General features: G+C 60.6%; 20 protein-coding genes. 13 read left to right on the top strand and 7 right to left on the bottom strand.

The genetic code is table 11. The features are described 5' to 3' along the window. Positions 1–69: 69 nt before the first annotated feature. Complete coding sequence (locus VWZ85_RS08400; RefSeq protein WP_416537232.1) at positions 70–579, bottom strand: class I SAM-dependent methyltransferase; 510 nt, start codon at positions 577–579, stop codon at positions 70–72. 276 nt (positions 580–855) lie between these two features. Between VWZ85_RS08400 and VWZ85_RS08395 the strand changes: the two genes are divergently transcribed. Genes VWZ85_RS08395 through VWZ85_RS08375 form a run of 5 tightly spaced genes read left to right on the top strand, consistent with a single transcriptional unit; the run spans position 856 to position 8,179 of the window. After that, entirely contained in the window at positions 856–2,634 is a 1,779-nt protein-coding gene (locus tag VWZ85_RS08395; RefSeq protein ID WP_340544393.1) for an ABC transporter ATP-binding protein, read from the top strand. Next, on the top strand, positions 2,627–4,570 hold the full coding sequence (locus VWZ85_RS08390) for an ABC transporter substrate-binding protein (RefSeq protein ID WP_416537230.1): 1,944 nt from the start codon (positions 2,627–2,629) through the stop codon (positions 4,568–4,570). The genes VWZ85_RS08395 and VWZ85_RS08390 overlap by 8 nt, the downstream gene beginning before the upstream one ends. Before the next feature lie 14 nt (positions 4,571–4,584). Continuing rightward, positions 4,585–5,613, top strand: a complete 1,029-nt coding sequence (locus VWZ85_RS08385) for an ABC transporter permease (protein WP_340544391.1) — start codon at positions 4,585–4,587, stop codon at positions 5,611–5,613. Continuing rightward, complete coding sequence (locus tag VWZ85_RS08380) at positions 5,610–6,764, top strand: ABC transporter permease (RefSeq protein ID WP_416545498.1); 1,155 nt, start codon at positions 5,610–5,612, stop codon at positions 6,762–6,764. The genes VWZ85_RS08385 and VWZ85_RS08380 overlap by 4 nt, the downstream gene beginning before the upstream one ends. Positions 6,765–6,802: 38 nt before the next feature. Next, positions 6,803–8,179: a CoA transferase gene (locus VWZ85_RS08375; protein WP_416587801.1), complete on the top strand. Its 1,377-nt coding sequence runs from the start codon at positions 6,803–6,805 to the stop codon at positions 8,177–8,179. Positions 8,180–8,183: 4 nt separating this feature from the next. On the opposite strand, the gene VWZ85_RS08370 is transcribed toward VWZ85_RS08375, so the two are convergent. Further along, complete coding sequence (locus VWZ85_RS08370) at positions 8,184–10,529, bottom strand: mechanosensitive ion channel domain-containing protein (RefSeq protein ID WP_416536498.1); 2,346 nt, start codon at positions 10,527–10,529, stop codon at positions 8,184–8,186. 441 nt (positions 10,530–10,970) lie between these two features. Here VWZ85_RS08370 and VWZ85_RS08365 point away from each other — a divergent pair, with 441 nt between their 5' ends. Genes VWZ85_RS08365 through VWZ85_RS08335 form a run of 7 tightly spaced genes read left to right on the top strand, consistent with a single transcriptional unit; the run spans position 10,971 to position 17,505 of the window. Further along, on the top strand, positions 10,971–12,182 hold the full coding sequence (locus VWZ85_RS08365) for a glycosyltransferase family protein (RefSeq protein ID WP_340544386.1): 1,212 nt from the start codon (positions 10,971–10,973) through the stop codon (positions 12,180–12,182). Then, entirely contained in the window at positions 12,179–13,438 is a 1,260-nt protein-coding gene (locus tag VWZ85_RS08360; protein WP_416587798.1) for a glycosyltransferase family 4 protein, read from the top strand. Before VWZ85_RS08365 ends, VWZ85_RS08360 begins: the two co-directional genes overlap by 4 nt. Beyond that, positions 13,435–14,547, top strand: a complete 1,113-nt coding sequence (locus VWZ85_RS08355; protein ID WP_416543324.1) for a glycosyltransferase family 4 protein — start codon at positions 13,435–13,437, stop codon at positions 14,545–14,547. The genes VWZ85_RS08360 and VWZ85_RS08355 overlap by 4 nt, the downstream gene beginning before the upstream one ends. Next, entirely contained in the window at positions 14,544–15,131 is a 588-nt protein-coding gene (locus VWZ85_RS08350) for a histidine phosphatase family protein (protein WP_416587795.1), read from the top strand. The genes VWZ85_RS08355 and VWZ85_RS08350 overlap by 4 nt, the downstream gene beginning before the upstream one ends. Then, positions 15,131–16,273 (top strand): glycosyltransferase family protein, encoded by a 1,143-nt coding sequence (locus VWZ85_RS08345; RefSeq protein ID WP_416587794.1) that lies wholly within the window; start codon positions 15,131–15,133, stop codon positions 16,271–16,273. The genes VWZ85_RS08350 and VWZ85_RS08345 overlap by 1 nt, the downstream gene beginning before the upstream one ends. Further along, on the top strand, positions 16,270–17,028 hold the full coding sequence (locus VWZ85_RS08340; protein WP_416587792.1) for a polysaccharide deacetylase family protein: 759 nt from the start codon (positions 16,270–16,272) through the stop codon (positions 17,026–17,028). The genes VWZ85_RS08345 and VWZ85_RS08340 overlap by 4 nt, the downstream gene beginning before the upstream one ends. Beyond that, positions 17,029–17,505, top strand: a complete 477-nt coding sequence (locus tag VWZ85_RS08335; protein ID WP_416587790.1) for a class I SAM-dependent methyltransferase — start codon at positions 17,029–17,031, stop codon at positions 17,503–17,505. A 25-nt stretch (positions 17,506–17,530) separates the two neighbouring features. On the opposite strand, the gene VWZ85_RS08330 is transcribed toward VWZ85_RS08335, so the two are convergent. Next, positions 17,531–18,673, bottom strand: coding sequence for an alpha-D-ribose 1-methylphosphonate 5-triphosphate diphosphatase (locus VWZ85_RS08330; RefSeq protein ID WP_416540687.1), 1,143 nt, complete (start codon positions 18,671–18,673; stop codon positions 17,531–17,533). Positions 18,674–18,725: 52 nt separating this feature from the next. On the opposite strand from VWZ85_RS08330, the gene VWZ85_RS08325 reads away from it, so the two are divergent. After that, positions 18,726–19,409, top strand: coding sequence for a DUF1045 domain-containing protein (locus VWZ85_RS08325; RefSeq protein ID WP_416587788.1), 684 nt, complete (start codon positions 18,726–18,728; stop codon positions 19,407–19,409). On the opposite strand, the gene phnN is transcribed toward VWZ85_RS08325, so the two are convergent. From phnN to VWZ85_RS08305, 4 genes are read right to left on the bottom strand one after another with little or no spacing between them, the layout of a single operon-like run. Beyond that, a complete protein-coding gene (phnN, locus tag VWZ85_RS08320; protein ID WP_416587786.1) occupies positions 19,391–19,963 on the bottom strand; it encodes a phosphonate metabolism protein/1,5-bisphosphokinase (PRPP-forming) PhnN in 573 nt (190 codons plus the stop codon). The genes VWZ85_RS08325 and phnN overlap by 19 nt on opposite strands. Beyond that, positions 19,960–20,643: a phosphonate C-P lyase system protein PhnL gene (gene phnL, locus VWZ85_RS08315; RefSeq protein ID WP_340544373.1), complete on the bottom strand. Its 684-nt coding sequence runs from the start codon at positions 20,641–20,643 to the stop codon at positions 19,960–19,962. The genes phnN and phnL overlap by 4 nt, the downstream gene beginning before the upstream one ends. A gap of 9 nt (positions 20,644–20,652) precedes the next feature. Then, positions 20,653–21,423 carry a phosphonate C-P lyase system protein PhnK gene (gene phnK, locus VWZ85_RS08310; protein WP_340544372.1) on the bottom strand — a complete coding sequence of 257 codons (771 nt, stop codon included), beginning with the start codon at positions 21,421–21,423 and terminating at the stop codon, positions 20,653–20,655. Continuing rightward, positions 21,423–22,280 (bottom strand): alpha-D-ribose 1-methylphosphonate 5-phosphate C-P-lyase PhnJ, encoded by an 858-nt coding sequence (locus tag VWZ85_RS08305; RefSeq protein WP_416540689.1) that lies wholly within the window; start codon positions 22,278–22,280, stop codon positions 21,423–21,425. Before VWZ85_RS08305 ends, phnK begins: the two co-directional genes overlap by 1 nt. Positions 22,281–22,476: the final 196 nt, after the last annotated feature.

Here is a 22,476-nt window from a genome sequence, read left to right as displayed (position 1 = left end):
AGCCTAGGTCGCCGGAAGGCCACGGCGCCAGTCAAACCCGACGTCGCAACCGCAGCTGACACGCGCGGATCAGCTCACACGGCAATAGATGAAACACCGCCCCGGAACCGCCCCCGCTGGCAAAGGCTGTTCCACCAGCGAGTCGAAATACATCCGGTCTGAGGACACCATAAGGCCGCCCACCGCCAGAAGCGGCTCGACCAGAGGCGAGATCATCCTCGCGAAGGCGTCGTTCTTTTCGCGGTCATGCCCGCCCAGGTCGGCGTGGATCAGGCTGGCGCCTCCCGAAAACCGGTCTGCGGCTGCGGGCAGTGTTTCACGAACGTCACCAAGGATGGTCAGATGTTCCGCTGGCGTGCTGTCGGGATGCGAGGCGACGGCGCGCTCGAATACATAGACGTCACGATCACGAATGCGTTCGCGCATGTGGTGAAAGGTACGGCCATTGCCTAACCCCAGTTCAAACACCGGCTCTGTCCGGCCCGCGGTCTGCGCAATAGCCGCATCCAGACAGGCCCGCTGCGACACCATCCGGTCGATAAACAGATCAAGCCGTGTGGTGGTATTCTGCGCGTTCATGACATTCTCCCTTAGATGACCGTGGCAGCACTAAGGCCGCAAGTTGCGACAGCTGTGACAGAGATTGTCGCGAATGTGTAGCATCCGGAAGCTATGCGTCTCTGCGCTTTTGCACGAGCCTGGGCTGCTCGCGCGCACTCAATTTTTTGGCATCAATCTTTAGGGTATGGAAATGGGATTTGACTATTGCCCCAGTGGCGCGCGACAGTGGGCGAAAAAAACAGGGGATATGGAACCGCTATGCAAGCGCCGCAACGGCTTGGCGGCTTAGGCTAAATGACGCCTCTGCTGTCTGTCGAGAACCTCAGTATCGGATTTGGCCAGGGTGACCCGGTTGTGAGAGACGTGAATTTTTCCGTCTCCGCAGGTGAAACCGTTGCGCTTGTCGGAGAAAGCGGCTCGGGCAAAACCGTGACCTGTCGTGCTGTCCTGCGGATCCTGCCGAAGGCCGCGCAGATCAGGCAGGGCCGGATCTTGTGGCGTGGCGCCAACGGCGGTGGCGAACGGGATCTGCGCACGCTGGGCGAGCGGCAGATGCGAGACGTTCGCGGCAATGAAATCGCAATGATCTTTCAGGAGCCGATGCGCTCTCTTTCGCCACTGCACAGGATCGGCAATCAGGTTGCCGAAGTACTCTGGCTGCATGGTGGCAAGAGCGAAAGCGCCGCCAAGCGCGAGGTCTTGACCTGTTTTGAACGGGTGGGCTTCCCGGATCCTGAGCGCACCTATAAATCCTATCCTTTTGAGCTGTCCGGCGGGATGCGTCAGCGCGCGATGATTGCGATGGCGATGGTCGCCAAGCCTGATCTTTTGATCGCGGACGAACCGACGACGGCGCTGGACGTAACCACCCAGGCACAGGTACTGGGCCTGATGAAAGACCTCCAGCGCGATACCGGCATGGCGATGATCCTGGTGACCCACGATCTGGGTGTTGTCGCCAATATGGCAGAGCAGGTCGTCGTCATGCACAAAGGCCGCGTCATGGAATCCGGCAGTGCCGAAGCTGTCCTTGGCGCGCCCGCGCATCCCTACACTCAGGCTTTGTTCAGGGCGGCCCCGCAGATCCCCGAGACACCAGAACCCGTCTCCCCTGTGCCGCAGGACGATCTGATCCTTGAACTGCGCAACATTTCCAAGACATACGCGTTGCGGGCTGGCAAAGGCTGGTCTGCGCCCACCCTTATTCATGCCTGCAAAGAGCTGAATCTAGCGCTCCCGCGCGGCAAGACGCTGGCAATCGTCGGCGAAAGCGGTTCGGGAAAGACAACAGCCGCACGTATTGCGCTTGGCGCCGAAGCCCCCGACCCCGGCGGGGAAGTCTTGTTCAGACCCGCAGCAGATGCCGCACCGATTTCTGTTCATGACATGGACCGCAGCAGCCGGACGGCGTTTCAACGAGCCGCCCAGATGGTGTTTCAGGACCCCTATTCATCGCTGTCGCCGCGGATGCGTGTTCAGGATGCCATGACGGAACCTCTGGAGATCCACGGTTTGGGCAATCGCAGCAGCCGCCGGGATCGCGCCGAAGAGATGTTGCGGCTGGTGGGCCTGCAACCTGAAATGCTGCTTCGCTATCCACATGCGTTCTCGGGCGGTCAGCGCCAACGCCTGTCGATCGCCCGCGCGCTGATGCTCGATCCATCGCTGATCGTCTGCGATGAGCCGACATCGGCCCTGGACGTCTCGGTCCAGGAACAGATCCTGCGACTGCTGGAGGACATCCGCGATCAGCAGCAACTGTCCTATCTCTTTATCAGCCACGACCTGGCTGTGGTGGCACGCATCGCCGATGAGGTCGCTGTAATGCGCCGTGGTATGGTGGTAGAACAGGCGCCGCCTGAAACGCTGTTTTACAATCCTCAGCATCCATACACCAAGGCACTGATTGCTGCGCAGCCGGAACCGAGCATCAAGCGCCCGATCAATCTCAAATTGGTAGCACAGGGCGCCGGATCGCCCGACAGCTGGCCAGACCGTTTCAAATTCTCCGGCATCACGGCACCGCCTTTGGTACAAGTGGAGCCCGGACATAAGGTACGTTGTCATGTTTAATCTGCGCTCATCCCTGAAGACCCTCGCAACTGGAGCGGTTCTGGCCCATGCCCTCAGTCTGGCAATGGCCTCGACGGCCCTCGCCACGCCCGCACAACTGATCGAAAGCGGATTTTGGGAACAGGAGGTGCAGTCCGGCGACCTGCCGCCTGTCGCCGAACGAGTGCCCGAGGTCCCGTTGATCGTCGATCTGGAAGCCAAGGGCCGTCAGTTCGGGGTCCAGGGCGGCACGCTCAACACCATGGTGACGCGGTCCAAGGACATCCGGCAGATGGTGGTGTACGGCTACGCCCGACTGGCGGGCTATGACGAGACCTATCAGCTACAGCCAGACATCCTGCTGGATTTCGAGGTTGAGGATAATCGCCGCTTCACCTTGAAACTGCGTCCGGGTCACCGCTGGTCAAATGGTGATCCCTTCACCTCTGCCGATTTTGAATACTGGTGGAAAGACGTCGCCAATAACCTGCTGCTCAACCCTACTGGCGCCCCGGATTATCTGCGGGTGGATGGGGCGCTGCCAACCGTCAGTTTTCCTGATGAAACAACCATCATCTACGAATGGGCTGCCCCCAATCCCAGTTTCCTGCACAGTCTTGCGCAGGCCAGCCCACCCTTCATCTATCGCCCATCGGCCTATCTGAAACAGTTTCATGCCGATTACGCCGACCCCGAAAAACTCGCTGAGGAAGTGGACTATGCCCGGGTCAAGAGCTGGGCCGCCCTGCACAACAAGCTCGACAATATGTATAAGTTCGACAACCACGAATTGCCGACTTTGCAGCCTTGGATCAATGCAACCTCGGGCAAGAAGATCCGGCATCTCTTCGTGCGCAATCCTTATTACCATCGTGTCGACAGCAAGGGCGTGCAGCTGCCCTATATCGACACGGTCGAGATGGAAATCGTGGCAGGCGGCCTGGTCGCCGCCAAGACCAATGCTGGCGAAGCGGACCTGCAAGCCCGTGGACTTGGCTTTCGCGATATTCCGATCCTGCGCAAGGGAGAGAGCGATGGCGCCGCCTACAAGACCTATCTCTGGGGCAATGGAACTGCTTCTCAGATCGCCATCTATCCAAATCTCAACGTAAACGACGACCAATGGCGCCAGGTGCTGCGCGACACGCGTGTACGCCGGGCCCTCTCTGTCGCGATCAACCGGGCCGGCATCAACAAGGCGCTCTATTTCAAACTGGCAAAGCCGGGGGCGATGACGGTGCTTGAGGCCAGCCCCTTCTTTGATCCCGCCCTGCGCGAGGCCTGGGCTCAATATGACCCCGAGCTGGCAAACCAGCTTCTGGACCAAGCCGGGCTGAGCGAGCGTGACAGCTATGGCATCCGTAAACTGCCCGATGGCCGCCCCATGGAACTTGTCGTGGAGACCGCCGGCGAACGTCAGGAGGTAGAAAACGCGCTACAGATCATCTCCGATGACTGGCGCGATGTTGGCGTCAAACTGGTGATGCGGCCCCTTGATCGAGACATCCTGCGCAACCGGGTGTTTTCCGGCACCACAATGGCCTCGGTCTGGTATGGCTGGGACAACGGGCTGCCGCAAACCTATACCTCGCCTGCTTATCTGGCACCGACCGATCAGGTGTTTCTGTCTTGGCCGAAATGGGGCCAATACCATCAGACCGGAGGTGACGTTGGGGAGGCACCGGACCTCGAACCCGCCCAGCGACTGATGGAACTCTGGCACGCCTGGGAAGCCGCAACAACGGACGAAACCCGCACCAAGGTCTGGCAGGAAATGCTGAAGATCCACGCTGATGAAGTCTATGCAATCGGTCTGGTCGCTGCGGCCCCGCAACCTGTTGTTGTCAGCAATCGTCTGCGCAATGTGCCGAAAAAAGGCACCTGGGCCTGGGATCCGGGCGCCCATTTTGGCATCTACCGCCCGGATGAGTTCTTCTTCGAAGACGGCAAAGGCTAAGGGACCACGACCAGATGGAGATCCTGCGCTACGCCATCTATCGCTTTGGAACCATGTTGCTGACGCTGCTTGTGGTATCAGTGCTGATCTTCGTCATCATCAACCTGCCCCCCGGTGACTACCTGTCCAACCAGATCGCGGAGCTGCGAGCCTCCGGCCAGTCGTCCGGCGTGGACAAGGCGGAATTCCTTCGCAAGGAATATGCGCTGGATCGCCCGCTGTGGCAGCAGTACATGATCTGGATGGGGTTCATGCCGGGCCCGCATGGGTTCTCCGGGATGATACAGGGCAATTTTGGCTGGTCTTTCGAATTTGACCGCCCGGTTGCCGAGATCGTCGGTGAGAGCCTCTGGCTCACCGTTCTGGTCAATGTAGCAGCAGTGCTGTTCGTCTACCTCGTTGCACTTCCGCTGGGGGTCCTGGCGGCAGCGCGCTCTCGCACCTGGGTCGACTATACCTCTGCCTTTGTTGGATACCTCGGGCTCGCAACGCCGAACTTTCTGCTGGCGCTTATCCTGTTCTATTATGGGCATAAATATTTCGATCTGCCAATCGGTGGCCTGATGGATCCCGCCTATGAGGGAGAGCCGATGACATGGGAAAAGGTGAAATCCATTCTGATCCACCTGATTGTGCCAACCTTCGTGATCGGAACCTCCGGCGCCTCGGCCATGATGCAGCGGCTGCGGGCCAATATGCTGGATGAACTCGGCAAACCCTATGTGGAAACCGCGATAGCAAAGGGGATGGCACCGGCCCGGATGTTGACAAAATATCCGCTGCGTGTGGCCTTCAACCCCTTTGTTGCGGACATTGGCAACCTGCTGCCAGCCATGATCTCCGGCTCGGTTCTGGTCTCCGTTGTTCTGGGCCTGCAGACCATTGGGCCTACCCTACTCACCGCACTCAAAACACAAGATATGTTCCTGAGCGGATTCGTCTTGATGTTCGTCGCACTGCTCACCCTGATCGGGACCATGATTTCCGATGTCTTGCTGGTGATGCTCGATCCCCGCATCCGCTATGAGGAGCGCAAGCGATGAGCACCCAACCCGACAATCGCTACGTCGATACCGCGCCCTATGATCCCAATACGGCCCTGCAAGAGCTGGAGCGCAAGGATCTCGACGCCCCCAATTGGGTGTTGATCTGGCGCAAGTTCAAAACGCACAAACTGGGCCTCACCTCGGGTATCTTCCTGCTGGTCTGCTACCTGCTGCTTCCTGTCATCGGCTTCATAGCGCCCTACGGCCCGAATGAGCGCGACAGCGAGCATATCTACTCGCCGCCTCAATCCATAAACCTGTTCCATGAGGGCAAGCTGCGCGCGCCGTTTATCTATCCGATGACCTCGGAGGCGGATCTCGAAACCTTTCAATGGGTCTTCAAGCCAGATCTGGAAAACCCGCAACCGCTGCGATACTTCTGCGAGGGTGCAACCTACAAGATTGCCGGGCTGTTCCCCTCCGACACCCATCTGTTCTGCCCCCCCGAAGGCGCAACTCTGTTTATCTGGGGATCCGACCGGCTGGGCCGGGATGTCTTCAGCCGTATTCTTTATGGCGCCCAGCTGTCACTCACCGTGGGTCTGATTGGCATCACCGTCTCCTTTGTGCTGGGGATATTCTTTGGCTCCCTCGCGGGATACTTCGGCGGCAAGCTGGACTGGATGATCAACCGGATGATCGAAATCCTGCGCTCGCTGCCTGAACTGCCGCTGTGGCTGGCGCTCTCCGCCGCTGTGCCATCCAACTGGTCGCCAGTCGCGGTGTTCTTTGTCATCTCAATCATTCTGGGCATTCTTGACTGGCCCGGACTGGCGCGCTCCGTCAGAGCGAAGTTCCTATCCCTGCGCGAAGAAGAATACGTCCGCGCTGCAGAAATGATGGGAGCGTCCTCGGGGCGGGTGATACGCAAACACCTGCTGCCGAATTTCATGTCACATCTTATCGCCTCTGCTGCCCTGTCGATCCCGGCGATGATCCTTGGTGAAACGGCGCTCTCGTTCCTTGGCCTCGGTTTGCGCGCCCCGGCCGTTAGTTGGGGCGTCATGCTGAACGACGCGCAAAATCTTGCTTCGATCGAGATTTACCCATGGACCGCCATTCCCATGCTTCCGATCATCATTGTTGTGCTTGCATTCAATTTCCTCGGGGACGGATTGCGCGACAGCCTGGATCCCTACCAGCAATAGCCCCCCGGTGATCAACTGACCCGCGAAAGGAGAGCCCAATGCAGGCGCTGCCAGACCCTGAAACCTACTCCGTGATCGCAGGTGCTCGCTGGCCCAGCTGCTATGCTGTTTCGGAACTGGCCAACCGCTCGCTGGCTGCGGTCGGGGTCGCCCTAGCCGAACTGATGACCGCGATGAACCTCGACACCGAAGATCTGGCCGTTACCGTCGATCAGCGCCGGGCTGCGCTCTGGTTTCGCTACAGCTTCCGTCCCATGGGCTGGGAGATGCCCAATCTCTGGGACCCCTTGGCCGGCGATTATCGCACAGCCGACGGATGGATCCGGCTTCATACCAACCTTCCCCATCATCGCGACGCGGCGCTGACGACCCTCGGCTGCCAACCTACCCCGGAGGCGGTACGCGACGCTGTTGCTAGCAGATCCGCGGATACGTTGGAGCAGGCCATCGTTGGTGCGGGCGGTGTCGCGGCAGCGATGCGCAGCCATGCCGACTGGCAGGCCCATCAACAGGGGCAGGCAGTCGGTTCCGAGCCCTTGATCGCCTGGGGGCGGCCCCGTCACATCAACCTTCGGAAGCAACCATTGGCAACAGGGGCTCGGCCTTTGGCGGGACTGCGGGTGCTGGACCTCACGCGGGTGCTGGCAGGCCCCGTAGCGACCCGGACCTTGGCCGCCTTCGGCGCTACTGTCCTCAGGATTGATCCGCCGGGCTGGGACGAACCCGGCGTGCTTCAGGATATCTCGCTGGGCAAACATATGGCGTCATTGGATCTGCGCTCCGCCAGCGGGCGTGATCGCTTTGAAACTTTGTTAGCCGACGCCGATGTTCTGGTGCATGGCTTTCGTCCCGGCGCGCTGGACGGGCTGGGATATGATACCGCAAAGCTGCAGGAACTCGCGCCGAACCTCATTGATGTGCGCCTGAATGCCTATGGCTGGACCGGCCCGTGGGCGCAGCGCAGGGGATTTGACAGCCTTGTGCAGATGAGCAGCGGGATCGCCGAACGTGGGCGCCAATGGGTCGCCGGATTTCCATCGACATCTGACCCAGCGGCAAAACCGGTTCCGCTCCCTGTACAGGCACTGGACCACGCGACCGGTTATCTGATGGCCGCAGCAGTTCTACAGGCATTGAGCAAGGCAAGCAGAGGCGAGCCTGTTGCCGATGCGCGCCTGTCGCTGGCCCGCACCGCGCATGAGCTCACATCCCTAACCGACTGTCATGGCGATGACGGCGCACCCGGCCAGGAACTGGCGGGCGCAGTCGATCGCGACTTCTCACCGGAACTGGAGCAGACAAGCTGGGGACCCGGACAGCGGCTGCTTGCGCCGCTGGCGGTTGGTAAGACGCAGATGCAGTGGGTCCAGCCTGCGACGGCATCAGGAACAGCAGCGCCGGACTGGCCTCGCTGATCTCCTAGCGATCGTCACCGTCGCCATCGTTCACATCCATCAGATCCTCATCGATGGCCGCCTGAACAGCCCCGACAGCCAGATCGCGCTTCTCTTTGGGGGTTTGCTCGACCTGATCCCCAGCCAAACGCACGGTAACCTCGCGATGGGCAAATTTGATACCTTCGCGCGCAAAGAGATCGCGGATTTCCTGAAACACCTTCTTGCGCACCAGCCATTGGTCGCCAGGCTTGGTCATGAATTTGACCCGAATGATCATTGCAGAATCCTGCATCTCAATCACACCCTGCGACTTCAGCGGCTGTATGAAGGTGTCTCCGATCACCGGATCATCCAGCAGCTCTTGCCCCAGTTTCTTGATGAGTTTGCGAACCTTTTCCACATCGGTGTCATAGGTCACCCGTAGCGGCAGCTTCATCATGACCCAGTCGCGGGAATAATTGGTCAGCACGCGGATCTCACCAAAGGGAATGGTGTGCAACGCTCCCAGGTGATGGCGCAACTGAAAGGATCGCACCGAAATACGTTCGACCGTGCCTTTGACATCGCCGATATCTATGTATTCGCCTTTGCGGAAGGCGTCGTCCACGAGGAAGAAGGCACCCGAAAAGATATCCCGGACCAGGGTCTGCGACCCAAAACCCACCGCCAGACCGACTACACCGGCACCGGCGAACAACGGGCTGACGTTGATCCCCAGTTCCAGCAGAACGATCAGGATGATGGAGACCACGACAACCGCCAAGATCGCGCCTCGGAACAGCGGCAACAGGGTTGCCAACCGGCTGGCACCGCCCGCGCCGCCCTCGTCCCCTAATTCGCCAACCGGCATGTCGCCAACCTCTTCGTCGATCTTGCTGTCGATCCAGATCCGGGCGATGTGGTAGACAATATAACCGATGAACAGGATCACGATTATATCGCTCATCCGGTCCAGACGGGAGTTTTCCATCCAGGCTGCTTCGGGGTTCCAGATCGTGACCATGGCGAGAAAGCCGACGGTAAAGGCCAGTATACCGGCGATGCGGCGCGCGAGATCTTCGAAAGTGGCTATCGGGTGCCGCTGCTGTTGCGGAAGCATCTCGGCATCGTCGTTGGTCTCTGCGTCACTGTCTTCGTCGCTTCCATCGGCAGCGTTGACCAGCACCCGTCGCTGCGACCGATTGAAGAAGCGTTCGATCACATAGTTGATGAGGCCGTAGACAACCAGAATAGAGGTCAGCACCGAATAGCTGCCCGCCATGAGCGGCAGCGACATATCGCGCTCCAACACCAGATCGAACGCGAGCTCCAGCCATCCAAATATGATGTAGACCACCAGAACAGGTGCCCAGGCAACAGACAGAAGCCGGACGAGCCAGGAGCAGGTTTCCGGGGCGCGGCCTGCACGTATGGCGTTGGAAATGGGTCGCGCATTGATCACAACCATCAACAGATTGCCGAACGTGCCAACCAATGCCAACACGCCATAGACAAGCGCATATACATTGTAATTGAGCCCGAAATCGCCAACCCAAGTCGCAAAAAGCACCGAACAGATATCGTAGGTCGCCAGCCCGGAGGCCCAGAAATACAGACGCCGAGCGTCCCGGTCTGAGAACACAGGAATGCGGTATTGGCTGAGGTAAGGCGACAGCACCATGCGCCACAGGTCCGAAACTGTCCGCGACAAGAAAAACGCCGTGTAGATCGCGGTGACGGTGAATTTCACCGATGAATTGCCGGAAGTTCCGAAGATGAGATAGGACGTCAGCAACGCAAACGCCATGGCTACAATTGTACCGCCGACCCCCATAATGAAACGGAAGACCAGGAACGGCATTTTATCCTGATAGCCTTCGGGCTGTTCCTTGATCCGCGACACCACATGTTTCTTGGCGATACGCTTGCCGTAAATCTCGACCGAGACCCAGCGACCGATGAACAGCAGAAACAAGCTCCAGCCGAGCACCTTCACGTAGGTGATAATGCGGCCATCCGGGCTCGTCTGTCGCAGGATGTACTGCACCTCAAAGATCGAATAGGGCATCGCCTCCAGACGACTTTTCAGGGCATCCCCGAATTGCTCCACCTCCGATTGCGCTTTCATCAGCGCCGAGGCCCCTTCCATCTGATCCGTGGCGGGAACAGGTATCGTTCCACCCTGCGCATCCGAGGGCGAAACCAGCTGGCCGCGACCATCAACGATGATGACGCCGACGCCGCTCTCAGCTGCCTGCTCAATCGCCTTGGCTAGATCATCCCCACCCTGAGGTGACGTCGATTGCGCCCATGTTGCTGCCGGACCAAAGGCAGCCACAACCAGCGCCAGCGTCAAACAGACAAGATACTGCGATACCATTCGCCACATGAGAACAACCCGATTTTTTGGAACCATCCCTTCACCAAGGCCGCAAAACGGTGAAAATATCAAGTCTTTGCACCTTGGCACGGCGTTTCAGTGGTGAAAGTGCGGTTCGCAAGCGCTTGATTGCAACTTATACCTCTGCACGTTATAGAAAATTCAGCGTATCACACAGAGCGCAAGAGGGCAGACCACGCGGACGGGCGCAGGATGCCACCTTCGACGTTCTGGATCTGACGCAACGATGATCTGTGCCTTGGCCCGTAGCGTGTCAGGCTGAGCAACCTGAGGCGATACTATGCTGAGGCGGACCCTGGCCGAGCTGTTACGCACAGCCGCTGATGCGGAGGATGGGCACCCGTGTCCAGAACATCTCTGCACGTCCTCCCGACTTGGGTTTCCCGGTGTTTCATCTCTCCTATCCTTGTACCAGACGCAGGCCCAGCGATGACAGTCAACGCACCCTCCAGCACCCCTCGCGGCCCCCGTGTCATGCTCTACAGCCACGATACCTTCGGGCTGGGTCATCTGCGACGGTCGAGGGCCCTGGCCGGTGCGATTACCGATGCGGACCCGTCGGCCTCGGCCCTGATCCTGACCGGCTCTCCCGTGGCCGGGCGTTTCGCCTTTCCCTCACGCGTCGACCATGTGCGGCTACCCGGTGTAATCAAGCGGTCGGACGGCTCCTATGCGTCACGGACAATGGGAATGTCGATTGAAGAGACCACCACGCTGCGGGCAGGTCTTATCCGATCTACCGCGATGGAATACGCCCCCGATGTGCTGATCGTCGACAAGGAACCAACCGGGTTTCGCGGCGAATTGCTGCCCACCCTGGAAGAGCTGCAGCGCAAGGGCAAAACACGCCTGATCCTCGGGTTGCGCGATGTTCTGGATGAGCCGGAGGTGCTGGCCACCGAGTGGGCCCGCAAGGATGCCGTTGCCGCCACTGAACAATTCTATGACGAGATCTGGGTCTATGGCATCCGCTCCGTCTATGATCCCACCGCCGGGCTTCCCCTCAGCGCGGACGCACAGGCGCGGATGCATTGGACCGGGTATCTGCGCCGCGATCTTGGCGAGCTGGGAACCCCTCCCGAGCAGCCATATGTCCTGATCACCCCCGGCGGCGGCGGCGATGGCGCGATGATGGTCGACCTTGTCCTGACCGCCTATGAACGCGACCCGAACCTGGCACCCCGTGCCATGCTCGTCTACGGCCCCTTCCTGTCGGGCGAAACCCGAACCGAGTTCGAGACTCGTGTTGCCGCTCTGAACGGCCGCGTCACAGCAGTGGGGTTCGAATCCGAGATCGAAACCCTCTTCGCCGGGGCGCAGGGCGTTGTCTGCATGGGCGGCTACAACACGTTCTGCGAGGTTTTGTCCTTTGACAAACCCGCCGTCATTGTACCGCGCACCACCCCGAGGCTTGAGCAGTGGATCCGCGCCAGCCGCGCCGAAGAACTTGGGCTGACGGCCATGCTGGATGAGCGTCGAGACGGCTGGACACCAGAGGCGATGATCCGTGCGATCCGTGCGCTCGCCGACCAACCACCGCCCTCGGCGGCGATCCCCGACGGGTTGTTGGACGGTCTCGATTATGTAACCGACCGGGTCGATGCACTTCTGCATAAGACCAGCGGGAAGGCCGCCGAATGAACTCTCGCAAGACCACGCCGTCGCGCCCGCCTCTTGCCGTGATCGTCAAAGGTTGGCCGCGCCTGTCCGAAACGTTCATCGCGCAGGAACTGGTCGCGCTGGAGGCCGCAGGCCATAGTTTTGAAATCTGGTCCCTTCGTCATCCCACGGATATCAAACGTCACCCCTTACATGAGAAGCTGAGCGCCGCGGTCCACTACCTGCCGGAGTATCTTTATCAGGAACCTGATCGTGTCTGGAGCGCGCGGCAACAGGCACAGGCCATGCCCGGCTATCAGACCGCCTATCGGATCTGGCGGCAGGACCTGCGCCGCGATCCCTCCCGCAACCGGATCCGCCGATTTGGTCAGGCTTGCGTCCTGGCTGCGGAAATGCCGGAGCAGGTCCTCGGGCTTTATGCTCATTTCCTGCACACGCCGTCTTCAGTGGCGCGCTATGCCGCCATCATGCGCGGTCTGCCCTGGAGTTTTTCCGCCCATGCCAAGGACATCTGGACATCCCCCGAGTGGGAACTGAAAGAGAAACTTGCAGCCGCGACACATGGCGCTGCCTTTGGTGCCACTTGCACCGGGTTTGGGGCGAAACACCTGCAAGCGCTTTCGGACAGAACTGACCGGGTTGACCTGATCTATCACGGTCTGGATCTCTCGCGTTTCCCCTCTCCGCCCCAGCGCAGATGGCGTGCTCCGGGCGACCCGCTGCATCTGATGTCGGTCGGCCGATTGGTCGAGAAGAAGGGCTTCGACCGGTTGATCGCCGCGCTCGCCCTCCTGCCCAGGTCGCTGGACTGGCACTGGACCCACATCGGCGGCGGCGACCTGAAAGACCTGCTACGAGGCATGGCAGAGGATCTAGGCGTGGTCGATCGGATCACCTGGCGCGGCGCCTGCGATCAGCCAGAGGTTATCTCGGCCATGCGCGCATGTGACATATTCGTCCTGCCCAGCCGCATCGCCAGCGATGGTGATCGGGACGGGCTACCTAACGTGCTGATGGAAGCCGCGTCGCAGCGCCTGCCGATCCTGTCCACCGCGGTCTCTGCGATCCCGGAGTTCATCGAAAATGGCACCCACGGCGTGCTCAGCCAAGATACCCCCGAAGCCTTGGCAGAGGCCATCCTGACCCTGAGCCGGAATCCCGAGCAAGCCGCCCGAATGGCAGAAGCGGCACTCGTTCGACTGCGTCATGATTTTGGCATGGACCCCGGCATCGCCCGCCTGTCGGAGCGGCTGAAGACGATGATACGCGAGACATGAGCCGGGGCCACAAGATTGCCTTTTATGCGCCGATGAAGTCACCGCGCCACCCGGTGCCTTCAGGTGATCGAGAGATGGCCCGCAATCTGATGGGATTACTCGCCGGGACTGGGGCAACCGTCACTCTGGCCAGCGAGCTTCGGGTGTATGACAGATCCGGTGACACCGAACACCAAGCCACACTGCGCGGCAAGGCAGCACATGAGATCGACCGCATCTGTACCGAGATTCGCGCCACTCCCGAGGCCGACCGGCCTGCGCTCTGGCTTACCTACCACAACTATTACAAGGCCCCCGATCTGATCGGCCCTGCCGTCGCGGAGCGTCTCGGCATCCCCTATGTTCAGGTAGAATCGACACGCGCCAACAAAAGGCTCGAAGGTCCATGGTCGGATTTCGCCAGGGCAGCCCATGAGGCGGCCGATGCGGCTGCGGTCATCTTCTATCTGACCGAACAGGACCACGAGACCTTGCTGCGCGACAGATACGCGGACCAGAGGCTGGTCCACCTGCCCCCGTTCTTGACAGCGAAGACGCTGCCAACCGCCAGCGATCACTCCGGCCCGCTGTTGAGCGTCGGTATGATGCGACCGGGCGACAAGCTCGCCTCATATCGTCTGCTCGCGGATGCGCTCGCCAGGGTATCCCAGCCCTGGCGGTTGGACATCGTCGGCGACGGCCCGGCCCGCCCCGAGGTCGAAACCCTGATGCGCCCCTTCGGCGAGCATGTCCGATTTCTTGGTGAGTTGAACCGGGAGGCATTGGAGGCGCTCTATCAACAGGCCTCCCTTTTTCTCTGGCCCGGTGTCAACGAAGCGTTTGGAATGGTCTATCTTGAAGCCCAGGCCCATGGTGTGCCTGTCGTGGCGCAGGATCGCCCTGGCCTGTGCGATGTCGTCACCCAATGGGAGGAACCAGACCTTAATCCAACGACAGACAGCGGCGCTGCGGGCTACGCCCGGGCGCTCGAACGGGCGCTGGATGATGGAGCCTTGCGGAACCGGCAGGCCAAACGCGCCCGCGACCGGATTGCCACGCGACACCTCGCACCGGTGGCGGCACAAAAATTGTGGGCCACGCTCTCACCCTTGCTGGAGATTTCATCATGATCAGGCTTGCCCTCCTGCGCCACGGCCACACCGACTGGAACCGTGCCGGCCGAATTCAAGGTCGCAGCGATATCCCGTTGGACGACACGGCACGTGCCGAACTCGCCGTGCAGGCCCTGCCTGCCCCTTGGGATCAAGCTTCGCTTTGGTCGAGCCCGTTGAAACGCGCGGCCGAGACCGCCAAGCTGGTTGCAGACCGTACCCCCCAGACCAGCCCGGCGCTCATCGAAATGAACTGGGGAGACTGGGAAGGCCAGCACGGCAAGGATCTAAGAGCCGACCCGACTAGCGGATTTCGCGACATCGAGGAGTGGGGCTGGGACTACCGCCCGCCCAGCGGCGAAACCCCACAGGAGGTCTGGGAGAGGATCGTGCCATGGCTCGCCCAGTTGACAGAGGACACCGTGGCCGTGTGCCATATCGGGATCATGCGGATGATCCTGGCGCGGGCATATGGCTGGAACTTTGACTCGCCAGCCCCATTTCAGATCAAGCGCAACCGGTTGTTCGTGGTGGAGCGACACGCTGACGGCAGGCTCACACCCGTCGCTGAACCAGTGCGTCTCAGCAAACGGGACATGTGATGAAAGTCCTCATTGCCGTCACGCATCTGTTGGGCACTGGGCATCTGTCACGCGCCCTGACACTGGGCCGGGCGTTCAGCGCTGCCGGACACCAGCCCTGTGTCGTCTCCGGCGGCGGGTCGGCGCGTCAGCTTGATCATAGCGGTGTTGATCTCGTGCAGCTGCCTCCTTTGCGATCAGACGGCGTCAGTTTCTCGCGCCTGCTGACACCAACCGGTGAAGTGGCCGACGATGCCTATTTCGACAGCCGGATCGAAATGCTGTGCGACACGGTTCAACGGATCCAGCCGGATATTGTCATCACTGAGTTGTTCCCCTTTGGACGGCGCAGCTTGCGGCAGGAATTTCTGGCACTGCTCGATGCGGCTCACGACCTGCCGAAACAACCTGTCGTGTTGGCATCCGTGCGCGATATCCTGGCACCACCCTCGAAACCCAAGAAGGCCGATGACGCCGCGGCCATTCTGACAACACGCTATGATGGTGTGCTGGTTCATTCAGATCCCCAGGCCACGCAGTTGGAGGCCTCATGGCCTGTCACACCGGCCATCTCGTCAATGCTGCACTATACCGGATATGTCGCACCGCCCCCGCCAACACCGCACCCAGAAAGAACCGGCAAAGGCGAGATCCTTGTCAGCGCCGGTGGCGGCGCGGTCGGTGAAACGCTTTACCGGATCGCGCTCAAAGCCGCCGCGCTGCGTCCCGCTCTACGCTGGCGGATTCTGGTGGGCGGCCCGTCCGCAGCAGAGCAAATCGCCCAGCTGGTGGCGGAGCACGGCGAAACACTCGCACATCTGGAACCCGCACGGCCAGATTTCAGGCAGATGCTAAAAGGCGCAGCCGCTTCGGTCAGCATGTGTGGCTACAATACTGCGCTCGATCTGTTGCAAACAGGGGTGCCCGCAGTGATCGTTCCCTTCGATGCGGGCAATGAGGTCGAACAGACCCTGCGCGCCAGCAGTCTCACGCAGCTGGATGGCATCGCGGCGATACCCTCGGCCGATCTGACGCCGGAGGCGCTTTGCAGGGCCGTTGACGCGGTTATGGCGGCACCCGCACGGCCAACAGATGGCTTCCGGTTTGACGGCGCCTCCCGAACGGTAGAGATTGCCCGCGAAATGGCGAAGGAGCGTTCATGACACCCGATTGGACCAATTTGGACCGAGAGCTTGCCAGGTGGCAGGAGGATGGGCTGATCCTGCCGCTGTGGTGGCGCGATGACGACGCGATTGCGGCGACACCACAGCTCGACCGGCTAATCGAACAATCGAAGCAACTGGCGCTACCTGCCCATCTCGCGGTTGTGGGACGTGACGCAACCTCCTCCCTTGCCAATCGGCTGGCTCAGGTCGACACGCTGGTGCCGGTGGTTCATGGCTGGGCGCATCAGAACCATGCCCCGCATGGTGAAAAGAAGGCCGAGTTCGGCACCCATCGACCGATAGATGATGTGCTGGAGGATGCAGAGAACGCCCTGACCCGTCTGCGTGAGCTTTTTGGCGATCGGCTAAGACCGATGTTCGTCCCTCCCTGGAACCGGATCGACGCCGAAGTTGAACCCTGGCTGGCCGGTCTCGGCTATAGCGCGCTATCGACCTTTGCTCCTCGGCGACGGGCCAAGGCAGCCCCGGGTCTATGGCAGATCAATACGCATCTGGACCCGATCGACTGGAAGGGCACGCGCTCACTCGTACCGCCAGCGTTGCTTCTTTCACAGCTGGTCACGCAGCTCGCAGCGCGCCGCAAGGGGCAGGCAGATGTCGCCGAACCCTATGGCATCCTGACCCATCATCTGGTGCAGGACGATGTGACATGGACGTTCTGCAACGATGTGATACGCCGCCTGCTGGACGGCCCGGGGCGTGCTTGGGTTTTTGATGAAAGGATTAACTGAATGAGCCGCTTGGATTCCATGCTGCGTCGGCTGACCGCGCAGCGAGATGGGCTCAACTGGGCCGCAGACCAAATTCGTGGCCTGAGCGGTGATGTTCTTGATATCGGGCTGGGCAACGGCCGCACCTATGACCACCTGCGCGAAACATTGCCTGACCGCAGGGTGCGGGTCATCGACCGGGTGCTGCAGTGCCATCCCTCCTGCGTGCCGCCAGAAGCAGACTTCCTCCAAGGGGAGGCGCGCCCGATGCTGGACCAGCTGGCCGGCGAGAACAGCCCAATAGCGCTGGCCCATTATGATCTGGGTTTCGGCGTCCCGGAGCGGGACATCGCCGAGGCTGCGGCTCTGTCACCGGCCATTGCGGCAGTGATGACGCCGGGCGGGGTCATCGTTTCAGGTCAGCCGCTGGTCGGATTTGAAGAGTTGCAAGGCCCGGCGGATATTCCACCGGGTCGCTACCTGTTCTATGGCGCCTGACTGGCGCAGCCCTGCCGCGCAGGCACTAGGCGACGCGGTTTCCTTGTGACCAGACGGAAGACAAGGCTGGCACCCCTGCCCGCATTCGGAAGCGGATCAGATCTGCGCGCTTGCCGATGTCGATACGTCCACGATCCGTCAGGTTCACCGCGTCCGCCGGTGCCGAAGTGACGGTCGCGAGGCCTCGAGACATGTCACCCCAGATATCGCCAAGCTGCGCAGCTGCCAGCAACAGGGCCGCTGGCACATAATCGGAGGACAGCACGTCAAGAAGCTCTAGTTCCGCAAGCTCCTTTGCCGCAACGTTGCCGGAATGCGAACCCCCGCGGATCAGGTTCGGCGCGCCCATCATCACCTTGATGCCGTGCGCATGGCAGGCCTGTGCCGCCTCGACGGTGGTGGGGAATTCAGCAAGATGGATGCCGTGACCGGCTGATACCGCCACCTGGTCAGCAGTTGTATCATCATGGCTCGCCAGAACCGCTCCAAAGCGGCGCGCAGCATTCACCGCCTCGACCTCGTGCAGGTCGCCATAGGTCTCGCGCATTTGCTTCAGTCCCGCTACATGCGCTCGGAAGCCGTCGTCATCAAAGCCATGCTTGCCCTTCACATAGGCTTCCAGCTTTGACATGTCGCGGAACTGGCGCTGTCCCGGCGTGTGATCCATCAGGGACACCAGACCGACCCGGTCCTCCTCCCCAAATTCGTTCAGCTCCTGTACCAGGGTTTCAGAACACACCTCGGCGCGCAGATGTAGAAAATGGCTGATCTTGAGCGCCGCCTGATCGCGAAGCTCAAGCAATTCAGATGCAAGACTACGGGCATAGGCGCCGTAGCGGGACTCAGCCGCCTTGATCGAGCCAACGCGCATTGCATCAAAAACTGTGGTAATCCCGGTTCCCGCCAGCTCGGCATCATGAGCGATAATGGCCGCGGCATGGGGCCAGTCGACCTTCGGTCGCGGTTGAATATGTCGCTCCAAGTTGTCGGTGTGCAGCTCAATCAGACCGGGGCACAGAAAGTCTCCCTCAAGGTCAATAGCCCCATTCGGTACGGATGCGCCATCGGCGATATCCACGATCTGCCCATCTTTCAGGGTGACGGAACCGGTGCGGGTTTCTCCGGGAAGAACGAGCGTGGCATTGGCAAGGATCATAGGTTCTGTCATCTGAGTTTCACACGGTTTGAGCTATAGAACGGGCCACACCTAGGAGGCCATTGTGACATTCACGCGATACGCGATCTATTATGTGCCGCCCAAGCAGGCGGAATGGAGCCGATTTGCATCCAGTTGGCTGGGCTGGGACCTTTGCGAAGGGCGTCCGCTGGATCATCCCCCGAACACCGGTCTGGACGTTGCTGCAATCACTGACGTGCCGCGCAAATACGGGCTTCACGCGACCATCAAGCCGCCGTTTCGGCTCGCTGAGGGCAAGACAGCGGACGCTCTGGCAGAGCGGTTTGCGCAGTTCGCAACTGAGATGGCACCAGTTAGGCTGGACGGGCTGACGCTCACACGGCTTGGCCGTTTCCTCGCCCTTTGTCCGACCGGGGATCTGCTGTCGCTGAACCGCCTTGCGTTTAACTGCGTGCGGGATCTGGACGATTTCCGCTCTCCACCTTCGGCAGCTGAACTGGATCGGCGCCGCACTGGAGGTCTGACGCCCGCTCAGGAACAGGCGCTTCTCACCTGGGGCTACCCCTATGTCGGCGACAGCTTCCGGTTCCACATCACGCTGACCGGCAAACGGCCTAAGGCGGAACTGCCTGCCATCGAAAGCATGTTGCAGGACCGGCTCGTGCCGCTGGTGCCAGCGCCCTTTGTTCTTGGAGATCTGGCTCTGGTCGGCGAGGGCAGCGACGGTCGTTTTCAGCTGATCCATCGTCATGCCCTCACTGGCTGAAGCCAGGGGGCCAGGGCTGCTTCTGCGGCCTTGATCGCCCCGTCCAGTTCACCGCTGTTGTCGATGTCGATTACATGCTCGAGCCCGGTCGGCAACGGCGTTGCCGCGCGGGCAAGCCTGCGGCTGACTTCAGCGCCATCCTCGCGCCCGCGCTCGGCCAACCGCGCCGCCAGCGCCTCTGGGGTGGCTGTGACAGACAGAACAATCAGGACCCCAAAAACATCCTGCGCTTCGAGGAGCACCTTTCTCGAAAGGTTCACCAAGACGCCCGATGCGATCCCACGCGCCTCGTCTATCTCTCGTGGAATCGCATAGTGCAGGCCGTGCGCCTGCCAATGGAGCGCAAACCGCTCCTCGGCACGGAGTGTTGCAAAACGGGCCTCGCTTACCGCCTCATAGTCTTCACCACCCAGTTCCGGCGCGCGCGTGATGACGCGCCGCTGCTTCTGCACGCCCGGCAGACGGGCCATCAGCGCATCCATCAGGCTATCCTTGCCAACCCCTGAGGGGCCAACCACAGCGATAACAGGGGCTATCGAAGGCTCCAGGATCATGCAGCAGCCTTTGGGGTAAAGGCTGAAACATCGACAAAACGATCGCAGACCTGCTCGCGTGCGGCCTCATCGTGGAAGATACCGATAATGGCGGCGCCGCGCGCCTTGGCGTCTTCGATCAGAGACAGAACGGTCGCCCGGTTTTGCGCATCGAGACTCGCCGTTGGTTCGTCCAAGAGCATCGCCGGGTAGGTATGGGCGAAACCGCGAGCAATGTTCACCCGCTGCTGTTCCCCACCCGAGAAGGTGGTCGGGCTGAGCTGCCACAGGCGTTCCGGTATGTTCAATCCCGCAAGCAGGGTCGCGGCCCGGTCGCGCGCCGCAGCTGTATCAACGCCCACCGACAGAAGCGGCTCAGCCACGACATCGAGCGTTGGTACTCGCGGCACCACCCTCAGGAACTGGCTCACATAGCCCAGCGTTTCGCGGCGCAGCGCCAAGATCTCGCGCGGAGCCGCCTTCGCCACATCCACGCCGCCCACCATAACCCTGCCAGATGCCGCCAGATAATTCCCGTAGATTACCCGCATCAGAGTGGATTTTCCCGCCCCGGATGCGCCTATCAGGCCAATGCACTCTCCGGGGGCCACCTTTAGATTTGCACCTTCCATGACCGGGATGACCGCACTGCCCTGATTGTGCAGGGTGAAGCTCTTGCTAACGTTTTGAAGTTCAATCATCTCGGATCCTCAGACCTGAAGAACGCTGGAAACCAGCAATTGGGTATAGGCGTGCTGCGGGTCATCCAGCACCTGATCGGTCAGACCAGCCTCGACGACATGACCGTCTTTCATGACCATCAGCCGATCCGCCAGGAGACGCACCACCGCGAGATCATGGGTCACGATAATGGCGCTCAGGCCCATTTCCCGCACCAGCCCGCGCAACAGATCCAACAGCCGCGCCTGCACCGAAACATCAAGCCCGCCAGTGGGTTCGTCCATGAAGACAAGGCGCGGCCCGGTGACCAGATTGCGGGCAATCTGAAGTCGCTGCTGCATCCCGCCGGAAAAAGCTGTGGGCCGGTCATCGATGCGGCTTTCGGCAATCTCGACGCGGCCCAGCCAATCGGCCGCTCGGGCGCGGATGCTGCCGTAGTGACGATCCCCCACAGCCATCAACCGTTCACCGATATTGCCACCGGCTGACACAGACATCCGCAGCCCATCGCGGGCGTGCTGATGGACAAACGCCCAATCCGTTCGCCCCAGCATACGACGTGCCGGTTCCGACATGGTGACTGTGTCCACCGGCCCGTCTGCACGGGTGTCGAAGATCACTTCACCACGATCCGGCGTCAGATGGCCCGCCATACTGTTCAACAGAGTCGATTTCCCCGACCCGCTTTCACCAACAATGCCCATGACTTCGCCCGGATAAAGATCAAAGCTGACATCAGTGCAGCCAATCCGCGCGCCATACATCTTGGCCAGGTTCTTTACTTGCAGCAGCGGTGTCATCACGCGGCCTCCTCACTCAGGCGGCCAATATGGCCAGCGTCACGCCGGGATCGGCAATAATCCGTGTCCGAGCAGACAAACATCCGGTTGCCCGCGTCGTCGAGGATCACCTCATCCAGATAGCTGTCTTCGGCCGCGCAGAGATCGCAGGGGTGATCCGCCTTGCTGGCTTCAAACGGATAGTCCTCAAAATCCAGCGAGACCACTTCGGTATAAGGCGGCACCGCGTAGATGCGTTGCTCGCGCCCTGCGCCAAACAGCTGGATCGCTGCCATGTTCATTTTCGGGTTGTCAAATTTCGGGATCGGCGAGGGGTCCATCACATAGCGGCCTGCGACCTTCACCGGATAGGCATAGGAGGTCGCAATCGCGCCGTGCTGGCTGATGTCCTCATAAAGTTTCACGTGCATCAGCCCATATTCCTGCAGGCTGTGCATCTTGCGGGTCTCGGTCTCCCGCGGCTCGAGAAAGCGCAGGGGCTCCGGGATTGGCACCTGATAGACCAGGATCTGATCCTCGCTCAGCTCCGCCTCAGGGATACGATGGCGGGTCTGGATAACACTGGCCTTCGCAGTTTCTTCAGTGGTGGCTACGCCTGCGGTGTTTTCGAAGAACTTTCGGATCGAAACTGCATTCGTGGTGTCATCGGCACCCTGATCGATCACTTTCAACGTGTCATCCGGGGTCAGCGTGGCGGCAGAGACCTGCACGCCGCCGGTGCCCCAGCCATAGGGCATCGGCATTTCGCGGCTGGCAAAGGGCACCTGATAGCCCGGCACCGCCAGCCCTTTCAGGATCGCCCGGCGGATCATCCGCTTGGTCTGTTCGTCCAGATATGCAAAGTTGTAGTCAGACATGTTGCCTCAATTCGTTGCAGGAACCGTTTTATGCAAACGCCCCTGATTTCCTGGATTTTGATTTTGGCCTTCGGGGTGTTCGCTCTTTGGGACTACCGTCGAAAGAAACGTCGAAGGGATAGCCTCCGCAAAGAACCTGATGGCACTTGGACTTGGATTGGCCTTGACGGCTCTGAATACAAATCGCCCAATCATC

It is taken from the genome of Phaeobacter sp. JH20_29 (genome assembly GCF_048056175.1).
Lineage (GTDB): Bacteria > Pseudomonadota > Alphaproteobacteria > Rhodobacterales > Rhodobacteraceae > Phaeobacter > Phaeobacter bryozoorum.
Note: the sequence above shows the minus strand (reverse complement) of the source record. Positions and strands in the feature narration are given on the sequence as shown.